A 23955-nucleotide genomic window follows, 5' to 3' on the forward strand; every position below is an offset into this window, starting at 1 on the left:
TTGCGGGGGGGGGGGGGGGGGCGGGGGGGGGGGCGGGGGGGGCGCGGGGGGGCGGGGGGGGGGGCGGGGGAGCGGGGGGGTTGTCTCCCGGACCCGCCCCCGGGGCCCCGCCGCCCCCCCCACCCGCGCCCGGAACGGGAACAAGTGCGGCGGACCGAGGCGGATGATGGCCGCGGGTAGGGTTGAGACGTGACTGAGGTAGAGATCGGCCGCGCCAAGAGCGCCCGCAGAGTGTATGCATTCGACGATGTCGCGATCGTCCCGAGCCGCCGTACCCGCGATCCGCAGGACGTGTCGATCTCCTGGAGCATCGACGCCTACCAGTTCGAGGTTCCCTTCCTCGCCGCGCCGATGGACTCCGTCGTCTCGCCGGCCACCGCGATCCTGATGGGCCAGCTCGGCGGACTCGGGGTGCTCAACCTCGAGGGTCTGTGGACCCGGTACGAGAACCCGGAGCCGCTGCTCGCCGAGATCCGCGGCCTGCCGGCGGAGCAGGCGACCCAGCGGATGCAGGCGATCTACTCCGAGCCGGTGAAACCCGAACTCGTCACCAGCCGGCTCGCCCAGATCCGAGCTGCCGGAGTCACCGTGGCCGGCGCGCTGTCGCCACAGCGCACGCAGGAGCTGTACAAGACCGTGGTGGAGGCCGGCGTCGACCTCTTCGTCATCCGCGGGACCACCGTCAGCGCCGAACACGTCTCCAAGACCCAAGAGCCGCTGAACCTCAAGAAATTCATCTACGAACTCGACGTGCCGGTCATCGTCGGGGGCGCGGCCGGTTACACCCCGGCACTGCACCTCATGCGCACCGGCGCGGCCGGCGTTCTGGTCGGCTTCGGCGGCGGCGCCGCGTCGACCACCCGCGCCAGCCTCGGCATCCACGCCCCCATGGCCACCGCCGTGGCGGATGTCGCCGGCGCCCGACGGGACTACATGGACGAGTCCGGCGGCCGTTACGTGCACGTCATCGCCGACGGCGGCCTCGGCAGTTCCGGCGACATCGTCAAGGCGATCGGGATGGGCGCCGACGCGGTCATGCTCGGCAGCACCCTGGCGCGTGCCACCGAAGCACCGGGCGGCGGCAAGCACTGGGGTCCGGAGGCGCACCACCCCGAACTGCCGCGCGGCAACCGCGTGGAGGTCGGACAGGTCGCGCCGCTCGAACAAATTCTTTTCGGGCCATCCACAGTCACCAATGGCACAGTTAACCTCGCCGGTGCTTTGCGCCGGTCGATGGCAACCACCGGATACTCCGACCTCAAGGCATTCCAAAAGGTTGAAGTGGTGGTCGCACCGTACAACGCGCGGTAACATTTCCGCTCGGAATTCGGGAGGCTGCAATGGCAAGGCCTAGAACCGTAACCCGTTCCTCGAAACTCGGGCCTGACGAACGTCTCGAGGCGATCGACGCTCTCAAGGTCAAGGAACTCGACATCCTGGTCATCGGCGGTGGCATCGTCGGCACCGGGTCGGCCTTGGATGCCGTCACTCGGGGCCTCAGCGTCGGTCTCGTGGAGGCCCGCGACTGGGCCTCCGGCACCTCGAGCCGGTCCTCCAAACTCGTGCACGGCGGCATCCGGTACCTGGAGCAGCTCGACTTCCGCCTGGTGCGCGAGGCGCTGATTGAACGCGGCCTGCTTCTGCAACGGCTCGCGCCGCACCTGGTGAAGCCGGTGAAGTTCCTCTACCCGCTCACCAGTCGGCTGATCGAACGGTTCTACGTCGGCTCCGGGATGCTGCTCTACGACATCTTCAGCTACACCGGCGGTCGCCCGCCCGGAGTGCCGCACCACAAGCACATGACCAAGGGTCAGGTGCGCCGGGCGGTGCCCAGTCTGGCCGCCGACACCATCGTCGGCGGAATCACCTACTACGACGCGCAGGTCGACGACGCCCGCTACGTCGCCACGCTGGCCCGCACCGCCTCCTTCTATGGCGCGCACGTCGTCAGCCGGATGCGCGTCGAGGGCTTCCTCAAGGTCGGGGAACGCGTCGTCGGCGCACGGGTACACGACCTGGAGACCGGAGAGCGATTCGAGATCCACGCGAAGCAGGTCGTGAACGCGACCGGCGTGTGGACGGATGACACCCAGTCGATGGTAGGCGAGCGCGGCCAATTCAAGGTACGAGCGTCCAAGGGCATCCATCTGCTCGTGCCGCGAGATCGCTTCCATTCCACGATGGGACTGCTGCTGCGCACCGAGAAGAGCGTGCTGTTCGTCATCCCGTGGGGCCGGCACTGGCTGATCGGCACGACCGACACCGATTGGCACCTCGACAAGGCGCATCCGGCCGCCACGGCGGCCGACATCGACTACTTGCTGGAGCATGTGAACTCGGTGCTTTCGGTGAAACTGACCAAGGAAGACGTCGAAGGCGTCTACGCCGGGCTGCGTCCGCTGCTCGCCGGGGAGTCGGAGCAGACCTCCAAACTGTCACGGGAACACATCGTCGCGCACTCGGTACCCGGCCTGGTCGTGGTCGCCGGCGGCAAATGGACGACCTACCGGGTGATGGCGACGGATGCGATCAACGAGGCCGCCGCGGCGCTGGACGGGAAGGTGCCGGAAAGTGCGACAGCAGACATCCCGCTGCTCGGCGCCGAGGGGTATCTCGCGGCCTGGAACAAGCGGGCCAAGATCGCCAGGGCGTTCGGCGTGCATCCGGTGCGCATCGAACACCTGCTGAACCGGTACGGGACCATGACCGACGACCTGCTCGACCTGATCCGCGAGACGCCATCGCTGGGCCACCCGCTGCCCGGTGCGGACGACTACCTCGAGGTGGAGGTCGTGTATGCGGCATCGCACGAGGGCGCCCTGCACCTGGAAGACGTGCTCGCCCGCCGCACCCGGATTTCGATCGAGGCCTGGGACCGTGGAGTGTCGGCGGCGCCGGTGGCAGCACGCCTGATGGGCGACGTGCTGGGTTGGGACGACGCCAAGGTCACCCAAGAGGTCAACAACTACCTGAAACGGGTCACGGCCGAGCGGGCCAGCCAGGAGCAGCCGGACGATGAGTCCGCCGACCGGGTGCGGCTGGAGGCGCCGGACATCGTGCCCGCCTAGTCACGCGGCGGGGGAAACCCCCACGGGCTGGCGGTTAGACTTGGCCGATATGTGGTCCGTCGCCCGCCGTCCGCGTTGGATCGCGATGCTCGTCCTCGCGCTCGCGGTCTCCGCCGGCTTCGCGGCCCTGTCGCAGTGGCAACTGGCCCGCAGCGTTGCCACCGGCACGGTGATCGTGCGGGACACCGAGACGCCGGTAGCGCTGAAGTCGATCGCGCAGCCCCAGCATCCGGTGACCACAACGTCCGACGGGCAACTGGTCACCGTCACCGGCACCTGGGCACCCCGCGACTACCTGCTGGTCAGCGACCGACTGAACGACGGGGTTTCCGGATACTGGGTGGTTGGCCACCTCACCACGGACGATTCGGTGGGCGTCGCGGTGGCCCTCGGCTGGACCAGCAGCCGCCAGACGGCCGAATCGGCGCTCGCCGAACTCGCGGGCCGCTCCAGCGACACCGCCACGGTGACCGGCCGGTACCTGGCGAGCGAGGGACCCCAGGACAGCAGGTTCGAACAGGGCAAGCTCAGCACCATCTCCGCCGGCGCGATGGTCAACCTGTGGCACACAGTGGACACCAAGGGCGTCTACGGCGGATACATCGTCTCCCGCAGTGCCAGCGGCCCTCTGGAGGCGATCCATTCGCCACGGCCGTCCTCCGAAATCGAGCTCAACTGGCTCAACTTGTTCTACGCCGCCGAGTGGGTGGTGTTCGCCGGCTTCGCCATCTTCCTGTGGTACCGCCTGGTCAAGGATGCCTGGGAGCGCGAGCAGGACGAGGCGGCCGAACTAAACTAGGGATATGCCCCTGAAGCCCCGCGTTTCCGACGCTCCGAGGATACGATCGGCGGTTCGGTTGTACCGCGTCAGCGCCTACATCACCGGAACCATGCTGCTGTTGCTCGTGGCCGAGATGATCCTCAAGTACACTCCGTTGCAGCTGGAAATCGAGCTCGGCGGACCGAACGGATTCCTCGCCCTCGTTCCGGACAAGACGGTCACCGCGGTGAATCTGTCCACCGGCATCCTCATCGCCCACGGCTGGCTCTACGTGCTCTACCTGTTCAGCGACTTCCACCTGTGGAGCCTGCTGCGCTGGCCGTTCAGCCGATTCATCGCAATCGCCCTCGGCGGTGTCGTTCCGTTCCTCTCGTTTATCGTCGAGCACTTCATGAGCCGGCGCGCATTGCAGGAGATCGCAGAACTGGAAGCTCCGGCGCCGGCGGAGGCGCTCCATTAGCGCCGCGACCCGGCCGGTACTCGTCGTCGACTTCGGCGCCCAGTACGCCCAGTTGATCGCCCGGCGGGTGCGCGAGGCGCACGTCTACTCCGAGATCGTGCCGCACACGATCACCGCGGCCGAGGTCGCCGCGAAGCATCCGGCGGGCATCGTGCTCAGCGGCGGCCCCTCCAGCGTGTACGAACCTGGATCGCCGGAACTGGATCCGGGCATCCTGAAACTCGGGATCCCGGTACTCGGGATCTGCTACGGGTTTCAGGTGATGGCCCAGCAGCTGGGCGGCGAAGTCGCCCACACCGGCGCCCGCGAGTACGGGGCAACGGATGTCGCGCTCGGCGAGGCGCGAGGCTCGCTGCTGGCCGGGCAGCCGGCCGCGCAAACCGCGTGGATGAGCCACGGCGACTCGGTCTGCACAGCCCCGGCCGGGTTCACCGTGCTGGCCTCCAGCGCCTCCACCCCGGTCGCCGCCTTCGCCAACGAGGAACAGCAGCTGTACGGCGTGCAGTGGCATCCGGAGGTCAAGCACTCCCCGTTCGGCCAGGGCCTGCTGGAGAACTTCCTGCACGATTCCGCCGGAATTCCCGCCGACTGGACCAGCGGCAGCGTCATCGCGGAACAGGTGGAGCGGATCCGCGCCCAGATCGGCTCCGCGCAGGTGATCTGCGGACTGTCCGGCGGGGTCGACTCCGCCGTCGCCGCGGCACTCGTGCACAGGGCGGTCGGCGACCAACTCACCTGCGTCTTCGTCGACCACGGCCTGCTGCGGCAGGATGAACGTCGCCAGGTCGAGGAGGACTACGTTGCGGCGACGGGCGTGCGCCTGGTCACCGTCGACGCGGCGGACACCTTCCTGGCCGCGCTGTCCGGCGTGACCGATCCGGAACTGAAGCGCAAAGCCATCGGGCGGGAGTTCATCCGAAGTTTCGAGGGCGCCGCCGCCCAACTGGCCGCGGAGGCCGCTGCCGACGGCGAGCCGATCCGGTTCCTCGTGCAGGGCACGCTGTACCCGGATGTCGTGGAGTCCGGCGGCGGCAGCGGAACCGCGAACATCAAGAGCCACCACAACGTCGGCGGACTGCCGGAAGACCTCAAGTTCGAGCTCGTCGAGCCGCTGCGCACCCTCTTTAAAGACGAGGTACGTGCGATCGGACGGGAACTCGGGCTTCCCGAGGTGATCGTGGGCCGCCAGCCGTTCCCCGGACCAGGGCTCGGCATCCGGATCGTCGGCGAAGTCACCGCCGCGCGACTGGAGCTGCTGCGCCAGGCGGATGCCATCGCCCGGGCGGAACTGACCGTCGCCGGCCTGGACGACGAGATCTGGCAGTGCCCGGTCGTGCTGCTCGCAGACGTGCACTCGGTCGGCGTGCAGGGCGATGCCCGCACCTACGGACACCCGATCGTGCTGCGACCGGTGTCGTCGGAGGACGCGATGACCGCCGACTGGACCCGGCTGCCCTATGAGGTGCTCGCGCGGATCAGCAACCGGATCACGAACGAAGTAGAGGGGGTCAACCGGGTGGTACTGGATGTGACCTCTAAGCCGCCGGGGACGATTGAGTGGGAGTGAACTAAGGCGCTCGCGGGTGGTTTCGCTCTTACCGTGTGACCCGTCGGGGGACGGATGTTTCGCTCCTCAGCTCAGACATTGAAGCGGCGGGACGGCCGAAAGGCGTGGCCATCCCGCCGCTTCAAAACTCGACACCCCGCGAAACAGCCGTCCCCCGACTCCGGCCCCTTCGAAGCACCGCGCTTGGGGACCTTAAGCGTCGAGGGCTAGCGTGAAGAACGAAAGCGTGAAGTAGAGATAAGGAGCATTTCGGACATGAGCGTGGGGATTCTGGCACTGCGGCTCGTCATCGGCGGTTTGTTTGTCGGACACGGCACACAGAAGCTCAAGGGATGGTTCGGCGGCAGCGGACTCGAGGGCACCGAGAAGATGATGGAGAAACTGGACATGCATCCGACGCGCGCGAACGCCATCGCGTCGGGGACGGCAGAGGCGTTCGGGGGCGCGCTGCTGGCCACCGGACTGGCCGTCCCGGTCGCCGCCTCCGGCCTGATCGGCACCATGGTCACCGCCGTGCGCAAGGTGCACTGGAAGAACGGCCCCTGGAACTCGAATCGCGGCTGGGAGTACAACGGTACTGATCGCGGCGGTCACCGCCATCGTGGAGGCCGGTCCCGGAATGGTGTCACTGGATGCGGCGCGCGGCCGCGTCCGCTCCGGTCCGGGCTGGGCGTTGGCAGCCCTTGCCGCCGGCGTGATCGGATCCACCATCGCGATCGAACGGGGCCGTCAGATCGCCCAGGCCGCCGAAGACGAGACCGCAGCCTGAATCGAGGCCGTCCGCGAGCGTCACCGCGCAGACGGCACCCTGGCCAGAAACTCACGCACGGCGGGCAGTGCATCCGGATGCTGGAGGGTTTCGCCGTGGGTGGCTCCGGGCAGTAGCCGCAACGTCGCCGATGGCATCATCCCTGCCGCGTTCTTGGCGGCGTCCAGGCGCTCCTCATCCTTCGACCCGACCAGCAGCAGCGTCGGCAGGTCGATGCCGGCGACTGCCGCATCCGGAACGCCGGGGTCATCCTGCGACTGACGCATGTATGCCGCCAGAGCAAGAGCGTCGTTCCTGGTGAGCGCGGCGCGAGTGTTGTCGTCAATCGTGGCACCGGAGTGTTCCCAGGCCGTCAGGAATCCGGCCATTCCGCCAGTCTCGAGCACCTCGATGCAGCCCGGGAAGAACACGCGGTCGAAACTTCCGCGACCTGCGCTCGGTGCACCGGCGGCGCTGATGAAGCTCAACATGCGCTCCGGATGCGTGGCCGCAAGTGAGAAGCCGACCCGTCCGCCGAGCGAATAGCCGAGGAAATGCGCGCGGTCGGTGCCCGTCGCATCCAGTACGGCCAGCACATCCGACACCATCGAATCCATGCTGTAGGCGTTGCGGTCGTGCGGTTTGTCGCTGCGTCCGTGCCCTCTCAGGTCGGGGGTGATCACGGTGAATTCGTCGGCGAACTCACGCGAATAACCGAACCCCCGCCAGATCACCTGCGACAACGTGGTACCGTGCACCATCACGAGAGCGGGGCCGCTGCCCGCCGTGCGAAACGCAATACGGATGCCGTCGGCCGGGTTTTCTACAAAGTCCACCTGCCCAGCTTGCACTATCTCAGGCTGGTCGCGTGCACGCGCCACAAGGAGACTGGCCGCACCCGAAGCTCCGGGTGCGGCCAGCAGGGATTGGGTGCGGCGAGGCTAGCGCGTCCTAGTTGCTCCGCAGGATGGCCAACATCCGCATGATTTCCAGGTAGAGCCACACCACGGTGATCATGATGCCAAACGCGGCGGTCCAGCCGTAGGCACGGGGTGCACCGCGTTCCACGCCGGTCTTGATGCTGTCGAAGTCCAGCACCAGCGAGTATGCGGCCATGATGATGACGAGGATGCCAATGATCACGCCCAGTGGGATGCCGGCGATCTCGATGCTGCGCATCCCGAAGGCATGCTGTGATGCCCCGGTCATCATCAGGATCATGTTGATCACCGAGAACACGAGGTAGCCCACCATCGCGATGAGGAAGACCTTGGTCGCCTTGGCCGAGGCGCGCACCTTGCCGCTGGCGAACAGCGCGAGCGTGACGCCGACGACGACCAGGGTTCCGAGTACCGCCTGCGAGACGATGCCCGGGAAGGATGCTTCGAAGAAGCTCGAAATGCCGCCGACGAAGACACCCTCGACCGCCGCGTAGCTGAGTACCAACGCCCGGGACGGCTTCTTCTTGAAGATGTTGACCAGCGCGAGGACGAAGCCGACGATCATGGCCGGCAGGAACAGCGCCGGCAGCATCCAGCCGACGATCGCACCGACTGCCAGGATGCCGAAGCTCACGGCGATCTTGACGACCGTGTCCTCGTAGCTCATCCGGTCCGTCTGCGCCGGAGTGGCGGACGGCTGGCTGTAGAGCTCGGTGAGCTCCTGGGCGGACATGGTGGCCGGACTGCTCTGACGCACCAACTGGGCGGCGGTACTGGCGCGCGGCGAGAAGGCCGGTGAGTTGTTGAAAACAGGGTTCGACGATGCCATGAGGGTCCTCTATATTTCGCGGGAACGTTCCTGCCATCAACCTAGTCGATACTGGCTGGAGAATCACTCTGCAGGGGCATAGCGACAGCTATGAAGCGAGCCAGCCACGCCGATCCGATCACAACGGCGCCGCTGATCACCAGCACGAGCGCGCCCGAACCGTACTGGGCGAAGTGCAGTGTGAGGAGGTACGCGCTGATAGCGGGCAGCACGAGCACCGGGTAGGCCAGGAACGGCCGGTGTCGCAACCACAGCCAACCGGCGAGCGGGATGACGAGGAACACCATGGCGGCAGCACCGTTGAGGATGAGCATCACCGTGGTCAAGCTCGGCAGTGACACGATCGCGCGACGCCAGCCTCGGCCAGGCAGGATCCACCAGCCGAACAGGTGGGCACCCATACCAATCAGCATCACCTGCGGCAGGTAGACCGAACCGGTCTGCACGAGAACGCCGCCGCCGAGCACCAGCACCAGGGCCGCGAGATAGCGGCCCCGGTAGCCGCCCCATCGCAGCGGTGCGGCCGAGGCCGGCTCCCGCCAGCCCTCGGTCACGCGCCGCTCAGCCACGCGCCGCGAGCAGGCTGGTGACCGCGTAGAGCACGATCAGGAGGCCGATCGCCGCCATTGCGATGCCGAACGCGAGGCGCGCATCGATCCGTCGGCGGGGGTGCGTGGTGCTGGATTCTGGGCGGATTGCGGACGGTATGGCCTCAGCCTCCGCATCCGACGCGGCGTTGTGGAGGGCCGCCACTTGTCGCCCGGTATTAACTGCACCGGTATTTACTGCACCGGTATTAACTGCATGAGAGAGGATCGGATCGTCTACCACGGCTGCGCGAGCACGCACGGGTGCGCCGCAGTGCACACAGAAGTTCCACTGTGGCGCCAGCTCGTTCTGGCAGATCACGCACGTGAGGGAGTCCACGCTGAGAGGTTATCAACCCCGCCCGGCATCACGTAGCGTGGGCAGGGTGGAACCGTCGGCCCTCGTCATTGCGCACCGCGGCGCGAGCGGCTACCGCCCGGAGCACACCGACTCCGCCTACCACTTGGCGATCGAACTGGGCGCTGACGCTGTGGAACCCGACCTGGTCGCGACGGCCGACGGAGTGCTGGTGATCCGTCACGAGAACGAGATTTCCCGGACGACGGACGTCGCCTCCCGCACCGAATTCGCGAGCCTGCGCAGCACCAAAGTGGTGGACGGGAAAGCGCTCACGGGGTGGTTCACCGAGGACTTCACCTGGGCGCAACTAAGCACCCTCCGGGCCACCGAACGGATACCGCAGCTCCGACCTCAGAACACTAAGTATTCCGGCAGTCCCATATTGCGGTTCACTGATTTGCTGCAGCTGGTGGCCGCAGCAAACCGGCGTGTCGGACTGGTGGTGGAGCTCAAGCATGCCACCTACTTCGAATCTCTCGGGCTTCCCCTTGACGAACTTCTCACCGCAGAACTCGTCGAATCCGGGTGGCGAGGCGATTCTCGGCTCACGGTCGAATCGTTCGAGGAGACCGTACTCGGCAAGCTGCGAGAGCGCGGCATCCCGGCGCCGCTCATCTTCCTCATCGAGTCAGAAGGTGCCCCAGCCGACCAGGCCTGGGCTCGAGGCGCCGATGCTATGCCATACTCGGCATATCTCGAGCCCGCCGAGCTGGTGCGACTGTCGCACCGGGTCGACGGGATCAGTATCAACAAGCGCATTCTGCTGCCGCCGCGTGCTGACGGCGACGTGACAGGGGCCACCGATCTCGTGGAGCGCGCCCACGCGACCGGACTTATGGTGTTCTGCTGGACGCTGCGCGCCGAGAACGCGTTTTTGCCGCCGGACCTGCGTCGCGGCGCCGGGCTGCAGAACTTCGGCGATTGGATGGCCGAATTCCAGCTGGTGCTTCGCAGCGGCGTCGACGGCGTCTTCGCCGACCAACCCGACCTCGTGCTCCAGGCCCGCGCGGCGCTGTAGCACAGCTGCTGTGTCTGCCGCCCAGCTTAGAATTAGCGGGACATGACCATCCTTCCTGCCACCGCGATCGACCTGCTCGCCGGACTCAATCCGCAGCAGCGTGAAGCCGTGGAATACCGTGGCCCGGCGCTGCTCATCGTCGCCGGTGCCGGCTCCGGCAAGACGAGCGTGCTCACCCGCCGTATTGCGAGCCTGATCGCCTCGCGCGAGGCATGGCCGAGCCAGATCCTCGCCATCACGTTCACGAACAAGGCCGCGACCGAAATGCGCGAGCGGGTGCACGCCCTGCTCGGTCAGGCCACCGAGGGCATGTGGATCTCCACCTTCCACTCCGCGTGCGTACGGATCCTGCGCCGCGAGGCAGAAAACTTCGGGTTCACCAAAAGCTTCACGATCTACGACTCCGCGGACTCGCGGGCGCTGCTCAAGCGGATCATCAAGGACCTCGGCGCCGACACCTTTGGCTTCACCGTCTCGTCCGCCGCCGGCAAGATCTCACGGCTCAAGAACGAACTGAACGATGTGGAGTCCTACGCGCGCAGCGCCAATTTCGACGACCCGGCTGAACGGGTGTTCCTGGAGGTTTTCGGCGAGTACACCAGGGCACTGCGCAGCGCGAACGCCTTCGACTTCGACGACCTGATCGGCCAGACGGTCTACCTGTTCCGTGCCTTCCCCCAGATCGCCGCGAAATACCAACGACGCTTCCGTCATATTCTCGTTGACGAATATCAAGACACCAACCACGCGCAGTATGCCCTCATTCGGGAATTCACGCGTGCCCCCGCACTCGACACGGCTGCCTCCGACGAAGCGGCGGCGGGCGCATCCCTGACCGTGGTCGGTGACTCTGACCAGTCGATCTACGCCTTCCGCGGGGCCGACATCCGTAACATCGTCGAGTTTGAGCGAGACTTCCCTAACTCGAAGGTCATCCTGCTGGAGCAGAACTACCGCTCGACGCAGAACATTCTCAGTGCCGCCAACGCAGTGATCTCGCACAACTTCGACCGCAAAGACAAGAATCTGTTCACCACGGTGGGCGACGGGGAGAAAATCGTCGGCTACACGGGATACGGACAGCACGATGAAGCACAGTTCATCGCGGACGAAATCGCAAAACTGCGCGAATCCGGCCTGGACTACAAAGACATCGCGGTGTTCTACCGCACCAACGCCCAGACCCGCGCACTCGAGGAGATCTTCATCCGCTCAGCCCTTCCCTACCGGGTGCTCGGCGGTACGAAATTCTATGAGCGCGCCGAGATCAAGGATGTGATGGCCTACCTCACCGCCATCGCGAACCCCTTCGACCCGATCGCCCTGCGCCGCGTCATGAACACACCCAAGCGCGGCATCGGCCCGGCCACCGAGGCCGCGCTGCAGAACCACGCGGACAAGAACGAGCAAACGCTGCGCGAGGCGATGCGGGAAGCCGACCAACTCGGCCTCGGCCCGAAGGTCACCGGGGCGATTCTGCGGCTCGCCGCCATCCTCGACGAAGCGGCGCTGAAAGCCGTCGCCGCCCCGGTATCCGAGATTCTCACCGACGTGCTCGAGAAGGTGGGCTTCCTGGAGGCCCTGCGAGCGAGCCGAGATCCGCAGGATGAGGCCAGGGCCGAGAACGTCGAGGAACTCGTGGCGGTGACGAAGGAGTTCCAGAGGAACAATCCGACAGGCACGCTGATCGACTTCCTCACCGAGGTCTCTTTGGTCGCCGCGGTCGACGACCTGGACGACAGCAGCGGCACGGTATCGCTCATGACGTTGCACACCGCCAAGGGACTCGAGTACGAGGCGGTGTTTCTCACCGGCGTCGAGGAAGGCCTGCTACCGCACCAGATGTCTGCATCGCAGCCGGGCGGTCCGGCCGAGGAACGTCGGCTGTTCTACGTAGGCATCACCCGGGCCCGCACCCGGCTCTACCTGTCGCTGGCGATGACCCGGGCGCAGTTCGGCGAGGTGAACGTGGCCATGCCGAGCCGTTACCTGCAGGAGATTCCCGCCGAACTCATCGACTGGCGGCAGTCACCGGGCATGGCGAACTCGCGGGGCGGCACCCAGCCGCGGGCGCTCAACGCGCGCCGTGGCGGGTTCGGGGCGTCATCGCAGGAGGCGATCGAGGCCCGCGGCATCGGTTTCGGATATGCGCCGGGCTCCAGCGCGCCCAGTGCGACGGCTCGGGCCAGGGCAGCCAGGAACGCGGCCAAGCAGCAGGCCCAAAAGCAGACGCAGACCCAATGGACCAACCGAGTCACGGGCGCCGTGCGCGACAACGGCGACCTCACGCTCTCGCCCGGCGACCGCATCCGTCACTCCGATTTCGGCGACGGCAGGGTGTCGGCGGTGACCGGGGTCGGACCTAAGCGGGTAGCGGAGGTGCAGTTCGACACCGCGGGCCGCAAGAGACTGCTCATCAAGCTGGCGCCGATCGAGAAGATCTAGCTACCTCGCCTCCGCCCGCGCTGACCAAATCTCCGTCATTTCGGCATGGGCAGTGCGTCAGCCGGGCAGTGCACCGAACCGGTGCAGGTAGTGATTTCGCGGCCAGTGCCGGATGCGCTTTGGCAGTCGCGGGTACACGGCTGCCGCGACGGCCATGGCTCGGTCGAAACGTCGCTGTCTGCGGATGTTCCAGGGCAGTCCGTAGAGTGCGCGCTGGTCAGTTGTGAGCAAGCCCACCGTTACGAGCTGCGCGAGAGGCATGACCGCCCGCAACCACAGCGGCACCCGCTGCGGGTGCAGCAGTTCCCCGGCCACCTGCAGGGTCTTCTGGTCGACGGCGAGGTGGGTGACCGCGTCGTCCCAGTAGGCGCGAAAGGCGGTTCGATCTGCGGGCCACAACTCGTGCGGCATCCCGAGCACGGTGCCCAGTGCCGCGTAATCCTGGTAGATCGAGTCGGCGTCCTCCGGCGCCAGCATTCCGAAGATCTGCTGGTAGACCAGCGTCGCCGTGTCGTACAGCGTCGCAGCGACCCACAACTGCAAATTCGGGTCCGACGCGTCGTACTGTGCCCCGCGAACGGGAGAGTGCGCACGGTGGACCGCATGGGCGACGGCCTCGATGTCGTGCGGGGTGCCGCACGAGACGACATAAACGTAGGTGAGCGTGTTGCGCAGCCGTAGCAGCGGATCCGTCGCGAATCTGCTGTGCTCGGCTACGCCCCTCCCGACCGACGGATTGGCGATCTGAAGGAGGATCGCCCGGGCACCGCCGGCCAGCAGGACGGCTTCCCCGGTGATGTCGGCGAGGTGCTTCGTCATCACCCCATTGTGTGCCTGAACCACGCCACGTGTCCGGGCACCGGCTGAGTGGCGCCGAAGAGGCTTACTCCAGCGGAGGCAGCGTGATTCCGGAACTCTGCTCGTGCGCGGCGAAGGAGCCGGGCCATGCCGCACCGATTGCCTGCGGGTCCCAGCCGCCGTCACGGTACTCCAGGGCGATTTCGCTCGAGTGGGAATACAGCGAGAGCTTGTCGCCGCCGATGCCGATGGCCTGCCCCGTGACGGTGCTGGAGCCGTCCGAGGCCAGCCAGACGATCAGCGGCGCCACATCCTCGGGACCGCCGAGCGCGTGAACCTGTCGCACCTGCTTCGGAAGTGGCTCGCCGGCCTGGTACGCGGCCACGACATCCTTATAGATAGGTATGGTCGCCGTCATTGCCGTCAGGGCGGTGGGGATCACCGCGTTCACTGTGATGCCCGCCCTGGCCAACTCCATCGACCAGGTACGGGCGAACGCGACGATGCCCGCCTTGGCCGCGGCATAGTTGGTCTGACCGAAGTTGCCGTGCTGACCGGCCGGGGAGCCGATCAGAATGAGCCGACCGCCCTCGCCCTGCTCGCGCATCGCCACGGCGGCGGCGCGGCCGCAAGTGAACGTCCCGCGGAGGTGGGTCTGGATCACGAGGTCGAAATCGTCATCGCTCATCTTCCAGAGCACCTTGTCGCGCAGCACGCCGGCGTTGGTCACCATGATGTCGAGCCGACCGAATTCGCGCAGCGCGGTGGCGACCAGCACGTCCGCGGTCTCTGTCGGTCCGACCGGCGCAATGACGCTTACCGCGGTTCCGCCCACCGACCGAATCGCCGCCACGGTGTCGTTGGCCGTGTCTGCGTTGACATCGTTGATGACGACGGATGCTCCCGCGGCGGCGAGTGCTTCGGCGTACGCGCCACCGAGGCCTTGTCCACTCCCCGTGACGATGGCGACCTTGCCACCCAGCAGGCCGCTCATGCGTAGAACCGCAAGATCATCGTCATGACGCAGGCCGGTTTGCTCTGCCCTTCCACCTCGAAAGTGACGTCGAACTTCCCCTGGATGCCGCCGGCGATCTCGGTGGCCTCGGCCAGCCGGACGCTGACTCTCAGACGGGAACCGACCGGAACCGGTGCGGGGAACCGGAGCCTGTCGATCCCGTAATTGACTCCGGTGCCCATGTCGGTGACCTCGAACACCTCGGCCATCAGCGGGACCACCAGCGACAGGGTCAAGTATCCATGGGCGATCGTCGTTCCGAACGGACCCCGTGCCGCGACATCGGCATCGGTGTGGATCGGATTGTGGTCCCCGGTCAATTCCGCGAATCGGTCCACCTGATCCTGCGTGATCCTGTGCCAACTCGATGTTCCCAGTTCCGTGCCGACGAGCGCGGGAATGCCGGCGATGGTGGTCCTTGTGGTGGCGGGGGGTGCTTCAACGGACACGGTCTTCTCCTTGCGGTCGGCAACAGCCGTACATTATCAGGTTTACTGAAAATGCGATGTTTGTCTGGACGACTTCTGCGTGGGAGAAGACTTGCACGATCGATTGACTTTTTCAACCATAGATTTTACGGTGTAGCTACCGGCGGGGGATTCCGCCGGTCGGACGGTGTAGTCGAGTGGTCTCCGGAAGTCCGGGCACCGGGAGAGGGTCGTGGACAGCGATGCTGAATCAAGGACTGGGCTCGTGGATCCACCGTCGGCGGGTGAAGTCTGGCCACAAGGCGGCATTGATCTTCAACGGCGTCGAAATCAGCTATTCCCAACTCGATAACCGCATCGATCGGCTGGCGCAGGCGCTCCGCGAGCGGGGTGTCCAGCGCGGTTCCCGTGTCGCCTACCTCGGCGAGAACCATCCCTCCTTCCTCGAGACTTTTTTTGCCGTCGGCACCTTGGGGGCGGTCTTCGTTCCGCTGAATACCCGGCTGGCCCCGCCAGAGGTTCAGTTCGCTCTGCGGGATGCCGGGAGCACGGTCCTCGTGCACTCCGCGAGCCTGACCTCACTTGCCGAAGATGGCTCTCTGGATACCGCGGTCGAGCGCCGCATCGTGGTTCGGGACACGCCAGGGGCCGGTTCCGCGGCCGCCGGCGTTCCGGTGGAGGAGTTGGATGCCGTCATCGCCGCCGCCGTACCCGATCGGCTCGATGTCGCCGTCTCCCAGGACGATCCGGCGATGATCCTGTACACCTCCGGCACAACCGGATTCCCCAAGGGCGCTGTGTTGACTCACGCGAACATCACCTGGAACTGCTTCAACGTGCTGGTCGATTACGACTTCCTGAGCACGGATGTGGCACTGATGATTTCGCCACTGTTCCACGTGGCTTCACTGAACATGGGGTTGCTGCCGACGCTTTTGAAGGGTGGGACCGTCATTCTGGAGCCACGCTTCGATCCCGGCCGCGCCCTCGCCCTCATTGAGAAGTATCGCGCGACCTCGCTCAGCGGTGTGCCCACCACGTTCCAAATGCTGTGCGAGCATCCGGACTGGGCAGGCACGGACATCAGTTCACTGAAGAAATTAACCTGTGGCGGATCAGCGGTGCCGATGCGCGTGCTCGAGGCCTACGAGAGTAGGGGGCTCGCGTTTTCGAACGGATACGGAATGACCGAGACGTCGCCGGGCGCGACCAGTCTCTCGCCGGAGATGAGCCGCGAAAAGGCGGGCTCGGGCGGCCTGCCCCACTTCTTCACCGATATGAGAATCGTGGACGCGGCGGGGGCACCACTGGTGGCTGGTGAGATTGGCGAGATCCAATTGACCGGCCCGAATGTCATCACGGAGTATTGGAACCGGCCTGAGGCGATCGCGGACTGTTATACGGACGATTCGTGGTTCCGGTCGGGGGACCTGGGGTACGTGGACGAGGATGGCTACCTATACATCGCCGACCGGCTCAAGGACATGATCATCTCCGGCGGCGAGAACATCTACTCCGCCGAGGTGGAGCAGGCGATCGCCGAATTGGACGCAGTCGGCAGTGTCGCCGTGATCGGCATGCCGGACGAGAAGTGGGGCGAGGTGCCGCGCGCCGTCGTGACGGTGCGGGACGGCTTCGGCCTGGCTGAGGACGACGTGCGACGACACCTGGAAAGCAGGATCGCCAGGTACAAGATCCCGAAGAGCGTGGTTATCGTGGACGAACTGCCGCGCACGGCCAGCGGCAAGGTTCGCAAGGCGGAGCTGCGCCGGATGTTTTCAGCGTGAGCTCGCGCCACGGGGCTTATTCGGTGGCCTCGTAGGCGACGCGCCGCAAGAGCGCCCTGAGCTCTTCGCGCTCGGGCAGGCTCAGCCCGCTCAGGGATCGGTCTTCCGCGGTGTGCACTATTTTCTTTGCCGCAGAGTAGAGCCTGCGTCCCGCCGCGGTCGCGGCGATGCCCTTGGACCGTCGATCGCGCGGGTCGGTCTCGCGAGTCACCAGGCCCCGGCGTTCCAGTTCGTCGACCAGCGCGACGATCTGGCTCGGGTCCAGGCTGAGGAAGTCGGCAAGTTCGCGCTGCGAAGGGTGCTTGCCACTGCAGGCGAGAGAGAGGACGGAATAGGAGCGCACCTTGAGGTCGAGCGCAGCCAGTGCTGCGTTCGCCCTGGCGATTCCCACCGACCGAGCCCGAGCGGTGAGGAACTCGATCTCCTCGGCCAACTCCGTGCCGAGCAGTCGTGACCGGCTCGTCGACCCGGAAGTGCTCCGCGGATTGGTGATGGCTCGACTCCCTGTCCGTCAGAACGACACGACACCATCGTCGTACAAACCGTTGACTTTTTCAAGGATATAAGTTGTCATGGGTCACATGACCTACGAATCCGCTGTGGACACGACATCGCTGGTGGCCATCGACACGCACGTCCACATCGAGATCGATAACAGCGGGCACGCCGCGTTGCCCCAGGCGCTGGTCGACGCGGCCAGCAAGTACTTCAAGGCGCACGAGCCGCGACCGAGCCTGGATGAGATAGCGCAACTGTATCGCCAGCGTCACATGGCCGCGGTGGTATTCACCGTAGATGCGGCGACGTCGCTGAACCACGCATCCATCAGCAGCGAGGAGATCGCGCAGGGCGCGTTGCGGAACAACGACGTACTGATCCCCTTCGGCTCCGTCGACCCGCATCGAAGCGACGCCGCAGCCAGAATGCGCCGCCTTGCCGAGGACTTCGGCGTGCGCGGCTTCAAGTTCCATCCCACGGTGCAGAACTTCGATCCAAGCGACACCCGGTTCTACCCGCTCTACGAACTGATTCAGGAACTGGGTCTGCCGGTGATCTTCCACACCGGCCAGACCGGTATCGGTGCCGGCCTGCCGGGCGGGTTCGGACTGAAGTTGCGGCTGTCCAACCCGCTGCTGCTGGACGACGTCGCCGCCGACTTCCCCGCGCTGCAGATCGTCATGGCGCATCCCTCCGTGCCGTGGCAGGAGGAAGCCCTCGCCGTGGCCACCCACAAGGCGAACGTCTGGATCGACCTGTCCGGATGGTCGCCGAAGTATTTCCCGCAGAACCTGGTGCGTCAGGCCAACTCGCTCCTGCAGGACAAGGTGCTGTTCGGGTCGGACTTTCCGCTCATCACCCCGGACCGCTGGCTGAAAGACTTCGCAGCACTCGAGGTCAAGGACCAGGTGCGGCCGAAGATCCTCAAGGAGAATGCCATCCGCCTGTTGGGCTTGCGGGATTGACAGGTGGCCACTCCCACCGCCATAATCCACTAACAGGTTTACTGATAGTCAAGGAACCTGAAGGTCAAGTCTTCCCGATGCACCACAGAGGTTCGATTTCGACGGCGAATAATTGGAGTTGCAATGAAGCACAAGAGTTTACTCACAGCCACAATCCTGGCCACGACGTTGGCTATGGCCGGCTGTTCGACGACCGGGGGTGGTACCAGCCCTAACGACTCGAAGGCGCCGCAGACCGGCCCGATCAAAATCGGCATGGTGGTTCCGCTCACCGGGCCGTACGCCCCGCTCGGAACCGGCGACAAGGCGGCTGCCGAACAGGAGGTCGCCGCAATCAACGCGGACGGCGGTATCGACGGGCGCCAGATCACGCTCATCGTGAAGGACGACAAGACCGACGTGACCCAATCGGTCACCGAATTCAACCAATTGGCCGCCGACAAATCGGTCTCCGCGATGCTGTCGTCGTCCTTCGCGAGTGCGTCGGCTGCCACCGCGGCGAGTGCGCTCACGAACAAGATCCCGACCCTCGCGCTCAGCCCCATCAGCGTGCTCGCCGACGGGAGCAACAAGTACGCATTCACCGTGCCGGCGACACCAGAGGTGTACGCGCAGGCCATGGTCGACTACTTCGTCGCCCAGGGAGTGAAGAGCATCGCGATCGGGTACGCGGGCGGGGATGTCTATGGTCAGACTGGAAACGACGCCACCAAGGCCGCAGCCGACAAAGCCGGGCTGAAGATTGCGCTGGACGAGGCGTATGACCAGAAGGCCACCGACTTCACCGCGCTGATCACCCACGTGAAGGGCACGGACGCCGAGGGCCTGCTGGTGTGGGGCGCCGGACCCGCGCCCGTGATCATCACCAAGCAACTTGCCGGAACCGGCATCCAGCCCTACATGACCGGTGCCGAGGCATCCAGCCTTTACGTGCAACCGGCTGGTGCCGCGGCCGAGGGCGTCATCATGAGCAGCAGCATCGCCGTGGCCGGCGACGAGCTTCCAGATGGCCCGCTGAAGACCAAGATCGATTCCTTTGTCACACCGTGGAAGTCAGCGAATAAGGGTGTCAACCCGCCGCAGTTTGCCTTTGACGGGCTCACCGGGATCGACCTCATCAAGGCCGCCATCGACAAGGCCGGCTCCAGCGACCGGGACGCCATCCGCGATGCCCTCGAGTCGCTTGACGTGTTGATGGCCGCCGGGCACTACAAGTACTCGCCCACGGACCACGCCGGCCTCACCACCGATGCCGTCGCCATCGTGCAGGTGAAGGACGGTAAGTTCGTCGCGACGGACTACTCGTTGGAGCGGTTCAAGACACACCTCCCCAAGTGAGCAATGAGCGGCGCGCGATCATGGAAAGCCCCATGCTCGTCGTAGACGGAATCTCGCGGGCGTTCGGCGGCGTCTTTGCCATCAACCATGTCAGCCTGACGGTAGCCAAGGGCGAGCTTCGGGGGGTGATCGGCCCCAACGGAGCAGGAAAGTCGACACTGTTCAACCTGATCAGCGGACATCTGCGGCCGCAGTCCGGATCGATCACCCTCGACGGCCAGCGGGTCGACCGAAAGTCACCTCACACCCGGGCAGGCCTCGGCATCGCCATCGTGTTCCAGGGCGCCCGCACCTTTCCAGCGATGAGTGTTCTGGAGAACGTGATGGTGGGCGCGCACGCACGCACCACCAGTGGGCCGTTCGCCGCCGCGCTGCGCCTTCCCGGGCAGCGGGCCGAGGAACGCCGCATCGAAGCGGCCGCGCACGCCGCTCTGGAGCGGGTCGGCCTCGGCCACTGGGCAGGCCGCGACGCAGAGGATCTGCCGCTCGGACAACAGCGCCGGCTGCAGGTCGCGCGCGCTCTCGCGGGCGAGCCGGCGTTGCTCCTGCTCGACGAGCCGGCCTCCGGGTTGCGCGCGTCGGAGCGGGAGGACCTGTCGGAGCTGATCACCCAGCTTCGCGAGGAGTCAGTGACGATCATGCTCGTCGAACACAACGTCGCGATGGTGACCCGGCTGGCCGACATCATCACCGTCCTCGACCTCGGCAGTGTCATTGCCGAGGGCACGCCCGCCGAGATCCGCAACAACGAACGTGTCATCACCGCCTACTTGGGAACGCAGGCTGCGAATGCTTAGGGTCACCGACGTCGTGGTCCGCTACGGTGCAGCGACCGCTCTCGACACGGTCAGCCTGACAATCGATCGCGGCGAAATGGTCGCCCTCGTCGGACCCAACGGTGCAGGCAAATCGACACTGGTGAACGCGATCAGCGGGCTGCTGCCAGTTGTGAGCGGCAGCATCGAGGTGGACGGGAGAGTCGCCCAGGTTCCCGAGGGACGCCAGCTCTTCGCCGACATGACCGTTGACGAAAATCTGCGCCTCGGCGCCTGGAAGGCGAAGAATCGCGATCCCTCGGCGATCTACGAACTCCTGCCAGACCTGGTCAAACTCCGCAGACACCTCGGTGGAACGCTCTCAGGAGGCCAACAGCAGATGGTGGCCGTCGGACGTGCGCTGATGGCCAGCCCTGACCTGCTCGTCATCGACGAGCTGTCCCTCGGGCTGGCGCCGCTCGTCGTTGCGGATCTCGCCACTCACCTGAAGAGCTTGAACGAGAATCGCGGCACCACGATTCTGCTGATCGAGCAGGAAGTCTCCCTCGCTTTCCGGCTGTGCTCTCGTGCCTACCTCCTGGAAGCGGGCCGGATCGTCACCTCCGGGCTCAGCGCCGACCTCGCCAAAGACCCCGCCATTCGCAAGGCCTACCTTGGCGAATTCTCGGCGGCCGCCGTCGCGCGGGCCGGTAAAGAGGCGGACGCGTGAACCAGTTCCTCACCTACCTGGTCTCGGGGATCGCCCTCGGCGCCTCGTTCGCATTGATCGGCAGCGGCTTTGTGGTCGTCCACCGTGTCACCAGAGTTGTCAACTTCGCCCAGGGCTCCCTCGCTGTCTTCGGTGGTTTGATCTCGTACTCGTTGCTCAGTGGCATCCTGCCTCAGGGACTTGGCCAGGTCGTCACGGTGATCATCTGCGCGGCGATCGGACTGCTCATGGGTGTGATCGCGATCGGCAAGCGCGGCACCCCGCCGATGATCTCCCTGCTGGTCACTCTGGGCCTTGCGATCCTCTCCGGCGCGGTCGTGATCCTGCTGTGGGGACAGGACCCGCTCACCCCGCCAGGAATCCAGGGTTCGATTCAGCTGTTCGGCGCCCAGCTCGAAACCCAACGACTTCTGGTCATCATCGTCACCGCCGTCACCTTCGTTCTGATGAGCCTGTTCTTCGGCAAGACCTACCTCGGTATGGGACTCACGGCGAGTGCGTCTAATCCGCGTGCGGCCAGGCTGGTGGGAATCAACGTGCGCAGGATGGGCTTTGTCTCGTTCGCGGTGGCCGGTGCCCTGGGTGGGCTGGCCGGGGTGCTCATTGCCCCGACTAATCCTGTCTCCTTCTACTCCGACCTCGAGTTGGCACTGAGCGGATTCGCGGCGGCGGTTTTCGGCGGTCTGAACAGTCCGCTCAAGACCGCGATCGGTGGGCTGGTGCTCGGCGTCACGGGGCAGCTCGTTGCAGGTTTCGGCGGTGGGTCGTACCAAACCCAGGTGGCGTTGTTGATGATGCTCATCGTGATGATTGCACGGCACAGGAGCCTGGCGGCGGAGGAAGCGAAATGAGGATCGTCAAGGGCTCGTACTTCGCGGTCGCCGCAGTCGCACTCCTCGCGGCCGTCGTTCCCCTTTTCCTGTCCGACCTCACCTTCTTCGTCCAAATGGTGCTGGCTGCTGTCGTCGTCACCGGGCTCTCGCTGTTAATGGGATATTCCGGGCAGGTCTCGCTCGGGCAAGGCGCCTTCGTGGCCGTCGGGGCACTCACGGTCGCCCTCATGACGACAAGAGGTGGGCTGCCGCCCCTCCTCGCACTCGCCTGCGCGCCAGTGGCAGCAGGGGTCTTTGCCTACGTCGTTGGCGCGCCGCTGCTTCGATTGCGCGGCCACTACCTCGCGTTCGGAACGCTGGCCCTGCTGCTCATCGTCCAGGCACTGATGGGAAATCTCGAAGTGTTCGGGGCCGGGACCGGAATTGCGGGCATCCCGCCGCTCGGCGTGGGCGACTTCGTCGTTTCCGGCCAACTGGCCTATGCGTACATCGCCCTCGCCGCGCTTGCACTCGTCCTCATTCTGACGCGGAATCTGGTGCGCAGCCGGTTCGGCCGAGGCATCCGGGCCCTGTCCGGGAGCGAGTCGGCGGCCAGCTCCTCCGGAGTGCCGGTGCTCCGGAGCAAACTCGCCGTTTTCGCCGTCTCGGGAGCATTTGCCGGACTCGCGGGCGGGATCGGGGCGTTCTTCATCCCGTATGTCAGCCAGGATTCGTTCCCTCCGATGCAGTCATTCGGGTACGTGATCATGGCGGTGATCGGAGGGCTTGGGACGCTGTGGGGCGGGGTGATCGGGGCGGTGCTGATCTCGGTTCTGCTGCAGGTGCTCAACAGCCTGGGGAGCCTGCCCGGGCTACCGCCGACGGCATCGCCGATCCTGCAATATGCCGGATACGGGATCGTGCTAATCTGCGTTTTGCTGTTCATCCCGCGCGGGATCATGCCCACTGTGTCGGACGCGGTGCGGCGCGGGTTTGGCAGGAGCACGACAGGGCCGAGGTCGACAGTGCCCGTTCCGGTGGCGGAAGACAAAGCGGAAATGGGTACTGATGTCTGAAGTGCGTGCCTCGGCAGATTCCGCGACGCTCACGGCGTCGCCGGAGGTCACACTGCTGTATCTGATCAAGCAACTCGAGCTTGCCGTGCGCTCGCATCTGGACGAAGCAGTACGCGACGCCGGACTGACCGCATTGCAGTACACCGCCTTGACGGTGCTTGAGAGGCATCCGGAGTTGACCTCCGCGCAACTGGCGAGGAACTCCTTCGTGCGCGCCCAGACCATGGCTCAGATGATCACCGTGCTCGACGGGCGCGGCCTCATCACCCGGGAGCGGGACCCGAACAGTCACCGGCAGTATCTGCTCTCACTCACCCCCGAGGGTCATCGGGTGCTCGGCCAACTGCGGGAACCCGTGCGCGGGATTGAACGGGAAATGGTCCAGAGCCTGGGCGACGCCGAAATCCGGCAACTGCGTCATGCGCTCCACTCCTGCAGGCGTGCCCTCGGCGGTGGCAACGCGCACTAGCGGCAACCCGCTGGAAACCTCTGGGCGTTACGCGGGGTCGGTGAGGTCCGTCAGCTGCGCGGATGCGAGCAGGATGTTGAGCAGCCGGTGCAATTCCATGCGATCACGTTCAGTGAGGTCGCCGACCAAGATCTGATTGACCCGTCTGGCCCGCGGCTGCATCTCTGCCAGCACGGCAGCCCCGAGCGGGGTGAGGTGCAGGATGTTGCGGCGCCGGTCAACCTGGTCCCGGTCGCGTTCGATGTAGCCGCGGCGTTGGAGCCGGCGACTGACGTCGGCAATCGTCGAGCGGTCCAGTTGCAGGTACCCGCCAAGAGTGCGCTGGTCGATCCCCGGGTGCAGCTGCAGCAGGTTGAGCGCACCGAACTGCACGGAGGTGATCTCCGTGGAAGCCTCCCGCAACCAGAGGCTCGAATGCACCTGCTGAGCCCGCCTGATCAGGAACCCGGTGTACTCGGCGAGATTCAGTGCGGCCATAC

At 65.7% G+C, this 23955-nt stretch carries 25 protein-coding genes and 1 pseudogene; 17 read left to right on the plus strand and 9 right to left on the minus strand.

The genetic code is table 11. The features are described from left to right. Positions 1-189 precede the first annotated feature (189 nt). From ABFX56_RS10420 to ABFX56_RS10445, 7 genes and pseudogenes are all read left to right on the plus strand, one after another. Positions 190-1311 carry a GuaB3 family IMP dehydrogenase-related protein gene (locus ABFX56_RS10420; protein WP_346233262.1) on the plus strand — a complete coding sequence of 374 codons (1122 nt, stop codon included), beginning with the start codon at positions 190-192 and terminating at the stop codon, positions 1309-1311. Between the two features lie 29 nt (positions 1312-1340). Continuing rightward, the gene (locus ABFX56_RS10425) at positions 1341-3068 is read left to right on the plus strand and encodes a glycerol-3-phosphate dehydrogenase/oxidase (protein WP_346233263.1); all 1728 of its coding nucleotides are present in this window, start codon (positions 1341-1343) and stop codon (positions 3066-3068) included. A 49-nt stretch (positions 3069-3117) separates the two neighbouring features. Beyond that, positions 3118-3867 carry an SURF1 family protein gene (locus ABFX56_RS10430; protein ID WP_346233264.1) on the plus strand — a complete coding sequence of 250 codons (750 nt, stop codon included), beginning with the start codon at positions 3118-3120 and terminating at the stop codon, positions 3865-3867. Between the two features lie 4 nt (positions 3868-3871). Continuing rightward, positions 3872-4309 (plus strand): DUF3817 domain-containing protein, encoded by a 438-nt coding sequence (locus ABFX56_RS10435; protein ID WP_346233265.1) that lies wholly within the window; start codon positions 3872-3874, stop codon positions 4307-4309. Next, positions 4305-5876, plus strand: coding sequence for a glutamine-hydrolyzing GMP synthase (gene guaA, locus ABFX56_RS10440; RefSeq protein WP_346233503.1), 1572 nt, complete (start codon positions 4305-4307; stop codon positions 5874-5876). Before ABFX56_RS10435 ends, guaA begins: the two co-directional genes overlap by 5 nt. 255 nt (positions 5877-6131) lie before the next feature. Beyond that, positions 6132-6395 (plus strand): annotated as a pseudogene (locus ABFX56_RS16295) (DoxX family protein); the annotation flags it as partial. A gap of 100 nt (positions 6396-6495) precedes the next feature. Next, complete coding sequence (locus tag ABFX56_RS10445; protein WP_346233266.1) at positions 6496-6645, plus strand: hypothetical protein; 150 nt, start codon at positions 6496-6498, stop codon at positions 6643-6645. Between the two features lie 20 nt (positions 6646-6665). Here ABFX56_RS10445 and ABFX56_RS10450 read toward each other — a convergent pair whose 3' ends face one another. From ABFX56_RS10450 to ABFX56_RS10465, 4 genes are all read right to left on the minus strand, one after another. Continuing rightward, positions 6666-7460: an alpha/beta fold hydrolase gene (locus tag ABFX56_RS10450; RefSeq protein ID WP_346233267.1), complete on the minus strand. Its 795-nt coding sequence runs from the start codon at positions 7458-7460 to the stop codon at positions 6666-6668. 115 nt (positions 7461-7575) lie between these two features. Beyond that, positions 7576-8394 (minus strand): Bax inhibitor-1/YccA family protein, encoded by an 819-nt coding sequence (locus ABFX56_RS10455; protein ID WP_346233268.1) that lies wholly within the window; start codon positions 8392-8394, stop codon positions 7576-7578. Between the two features lie 41 nt (positions 8395-8435). Next, entirely contained in the window at positions 8436-8963 is a 528-nt protein-coding gene (locus tag ABFX56_RS10460; RefSeq protein ID WP_346233269.1) for a hypothetical protein, read from the minus strand. After that, complete coding sequence (locus ABFX56_RS10465) at positions 8956-9321, minus strand: hypothetical protein (protein WP_346233270.1); 366 nt, start codon at positions 9319-9321, stop codon at positions 8956-8958. The genes ABFX56_RS10460 and ABFX56_RS10465 overlap by 8 nt, the downstream gene beginning before the upstream one ends. A gap of 46 nt (positions 9322-9367) precedes the next feature. Here ABFX56_RS10465 and ABFX56_RS10470 point away from each other — a divergent pair, with 46 nt between their 5' ends. Both ABFX56_RS10470 and ABFX56_RS10475 read left to right on the plus strand, forming a co-directional pair. Then, the gene (locus ABFX56_RS10470; RefSeq protein WP_346233271.1) at positions 9368-10360 is read left to right on the plus strand and encodes a glycerophosphodiester phosphodiesterase family protein; all 993 of its coding nucleotides are present in this window, start codon (positions 9368-9370) and stop codon (positions 10358-10360) included. A 42-nt stretch (positions 10361-10402) separates the two neighbouring features. Then, a complete protein-coding gene (locus ABFX56_RS10475; RefSeq protein WP_346233272.1) occupies positions 10403-12805 on the plus strand; it encodes an ATP-dependent helicase in 2403 nt (800 codons plus the stop codon). Between the two features lie 57 nt (positions 12806-12862). Here the strand turns inward: ABFX56_RS10475 and ABFX56_RS10480 are convergent, their stop codons facing one another. The 3 genes from ABFX56_RS10480 to ABFX56_RS10490 all read right to left on the minus strand — a co-directional run bounded on the left by ABFX56_RS10480 (position 12863) and on the right by ABFX56_RS10490 (position 15067). Next, on the minus strand, positions 12863-13624 hold the full coding sequence (locus tag ABFX56_RS10480; protein WP_346233273.1) for an oxygenase MpaB family protein: 762 nt from the start codon (positions 13622-13624) through the stop codon (positions 12863-12865). A 64-nt stretch (positions 13625-13688) separates the two neighbouring features. Further along, entirely contained in the window at positions 13689-14597 is a 909-nt protein-coding gene (locus ABFX56_RS10485; RefSeq protein WP_346233274.1) for an SDR family NAD(P)-dependent oxidoreductase, read from the minus strand. Further along, positions 14594-15067, minus strand: a complete 474-nt coding sequence (locus ABFX56_RS10490) for a MaoC family dehydratase (protein ID WP_428834430.1) — start codon at positions 15065-15067, stop codon at positions 14594-14596. The genes ABFX56_RS10485 and ABFX56_RS10490 overlap by 4 nt, the downstream gene beginning before the upstream one ends. Positions 15068-15288: 221 nt before the next feature. Between ABFX56_RS10490 and ABFX56_RS10495 the strand changes: the two genes are divergently transcribed. Then, a complete protein-coding gene (locus ABFX56_RS10495; RefSeq protein ID WP_346233275.1) occupies positions 15289-16833 on the plus strand; it encodes an acyl-CoA synthetase in 1545 nt (514 codons plus the stop codon). A gap of 16 nt (positions 16834-16849) precedes the next feature. On the opposite strand, the gene ABFX56_RS10500 is transcribed toward ABFX56_RS10495, so the two are convergent. Further along, a complete protein-coding gene (locus tag ABFX56_RS10500) occupies positions 16850-17266 on the minus strand; it encodes a MarR family winged helix-turn-helix transcriptional regulator (RefSeq protein WP_346233276.1) in 417 nt (138 codons plus the stop codon). A 139-nt stretch (positions 17267-17405) separates the two neighbouring features. Here ABFX56_RS10500 and ABFX56_RS10505 point away from each other — a divergent pair, with 139 nt between their 5' ends. From ABFX56_RS10505 to ABFX56_RS10535, 7 genes are all read left to right on the plus strand, one after another. Then, positions 17406-18296: an amidohydrolase family protein gene (locus tag ABFX56_RS10505; RefSeq protein WP_428834431.1), complete on the plus strand. Its 891-nt coding sequence runs from the start codon at positions 17406-17408 to the stop codon at positions 18294-18296. A gap of 123 nt (positions 18297-18419) precedes the next feature. Further along, a complete protein-coding gene (locus tag ABFX56_RS10510; RefSeq protein WP_346233277.1) occupies positions 18420-19634 on the plus strand; it encodes an ABC transporter substrate-binding protein in 1215 nt (404 codons plus the stop codon). Between the two features lie 32 nt (positions 19635-19666). After that, positions 19667-20431, plus strand: a complete 765-nt coding sequence (locus ABFX56_RS10515) for an ABC transporter ATP-binding protein (protein ID WP_346233278.1) — start codon at positions 19667-19669, stop codon at positions 20429-20431. Beyond that, complete coding sequence (locus ABFX56_RS10520) at positions 20424-21119, plus strand: ABC transporter ATP-binding protein (RefSeq protein WP_346233279.1); 696 nt, start codon at positions 20424-20426, stop codon at positions 21117-21119. The genes ABFX56_RS10515 and ABFX56_RS10520 overlap by 8 nt, the downstream gene beginning before the upstream one ends. Further along, positions 21116-21970, plus strand: coding sequence for a branched-chain amino acid ABC transporter permease (locus ABFX56_RS10525; protein WP_346233280.1), 855 nt, complete (start codon positions 21116-21118; stop codon positions 21968-21970). The genes ABFX56_RS10520 and ABFX56_RS10525 overlap by 4 nt, the downstream gene beginning before the upstream one ends. Beyond that, entirely contained in the window at positions 21967-23007 is a 1041-nt protein-coding gene (locus tag ABFX56_RS10530) for a branched-chain amino acid ABC transporter permease (protein ID WP_346233281.1), read from the plus strand. The genes ABFX56_RS10525 and ABFX56_RS10530 overlap by 4 nt, the downstream gene beginning before the upstream one ends. Then, positions 23000-23476, plus strand: coding sequence for a MarR family winged helix-turn-helix transcriptional regulator (locus tag ABFX56_RS10535; protein ID WP_346233282.1), 477 nt, complete (start codon positions 23000-23002; stop codon positions 23474-23476). The genes ABFX56_RS10530 and ABFX56_RS10535 overlap by 8 nt, the downstream gene beginning before the upstream one ends. Before the next feature lie 27 nt (positions 23477-23503). Here ABFX56_RS10535 and ABFX56_RS10540 read toward each other — a convergent pair whose 3' ends face one another. After that, positions 23504-23953, minus strand: a complete 450-nt coding sequence (locus tag ABFX56_RS10540) for a MarR family winged helix-turn-helix transcriptional regulator (protein ID WP_346233283.1) — start codon at positions 23951-23953, stop codon at positions 23504-23506. Between the last annotated feature and the right edge of the window lie 2 nt (positions 23954-23955).

It is taken from the genome of Parafrigoribacterium mesophilum, assembly GCF_039652555.1.
Taxonomy (GTDB): Bacteria; Actinomycetota; Actinomycetes; order Actinomycetales; family Microbacteriaceae; genus Parafrigoribacterium; species Parafrigoribacterium mesophilum.

Coding starts and splice junctions, on each gene's coding strand:
- ABFX56_RS10425 (WP_346233263.1), top strand. CDS start 1,341: ATGGCAAGGCCTAGAACCGTAACCCGTTCCTCGAAACTCGGGCCTGAC.
- ABFX56_RS10430 (WP_346233264.1), top strand. CDS start 3,118: ATGTGGTCCGTCGCCCGCCGTCCGCGTTGGATCGCGATGCTCGTCCTC.
- ABFX56_RS10435 (WP_346233265.1), top strand. CDS start 3,872: ATGCCCCTGAAGCCCCGCGTTTCCGACGCTCCGAGGATACGATCGGCG.
- ABFX56_RS10445 (WP_346233266.1), top strand. CDS start 6,496: ATGGTGTCACTGGATGCGGCGCGCGGCCGCGTCCGCTCCGGTCCGGGC.
- ABFX56_RS10455 (WP_346233268.1), bottom strand. CDS start 8,394: ATGGCATCGTCGAACCCTGTTTTCAACAACTCACCGGCCTTCTCGCCG.
- ABFX56_RS10475 (WP_346233272.1), top strand. CDS start 10,403: ATGACCATCCTTCCTGCCACCGCGATCGACCTGCTCGCCGGACTCAAT.
- ABFX56_RS10480 (WP_346233273.1), bottom strand. CDS start 13,624: ATGACGAAGCACCTCGCCGACATCACCGGGGAAGCCGTCCTGCTGGCC.
- ABFX56_RS10485 (WP_346233274.1), bottom strand. CDS start 14,597: ATGAGCGGCCTGCTGGGTGGCAAGGTCGCCATCGTCACGGGGAGTGGA.
- ABFX56_RS10495 (WP_346233275.1), top strand. CDS start 15,289: ATGCTGAATCAAGGACTGGGCTCGTGGATCCACCGTCGGCGGGTGAAG.
- ABFX56_RS10505 (WP_428834431.1), top strand. CDS start 17,406: ATGGGTCACATGACCTACGAATCCGCTGTGGACACGACATCGCTGGTG.
- ABFX56_RS10510 (WP_346233277.1), top strand. CDS start 18,420: ATGAAGCACAAGAGTTTACTCACAGCCACAATCCTGGCCACGACGTTG.
- ABFX56_RS10515 (WP_346233278.1), top strand. CDS start 19,667: ATGCTCGTCGTAGACGGAATCTCGCGGGCGTTCGGCGGCGTCTTTGCC.
- ABFX56_RS10520 (WP_346233279.1), top strand. CDS start 20,424: ATGCTTAGGGTCACCGACGTCGTGGTCCGCTACGGTGCAGCGACCGCT.
- ABFX56_RS10530 (WP_346233281.1), top strand. CDS start 21,967: ATGAGGATCGTCAAGGGCTCGTACTTCGCGGTCGCCGCAGTCGCACTC.
- ABFX56_RS10535 (WP_346233282.1), top strand. CDS start 23,000: ATGTCTGAAGTGCGTGCCTCGGCAGATTCCGCGACGCTCACGGCGTCG.
- ABFX56_RS10540 (WP_346233283.1), bottom strand. CDS start 23,953: ATGGCCGCACTGAATCTCGCCGAGTACACCGGGTTCCTGATCAGGCGG.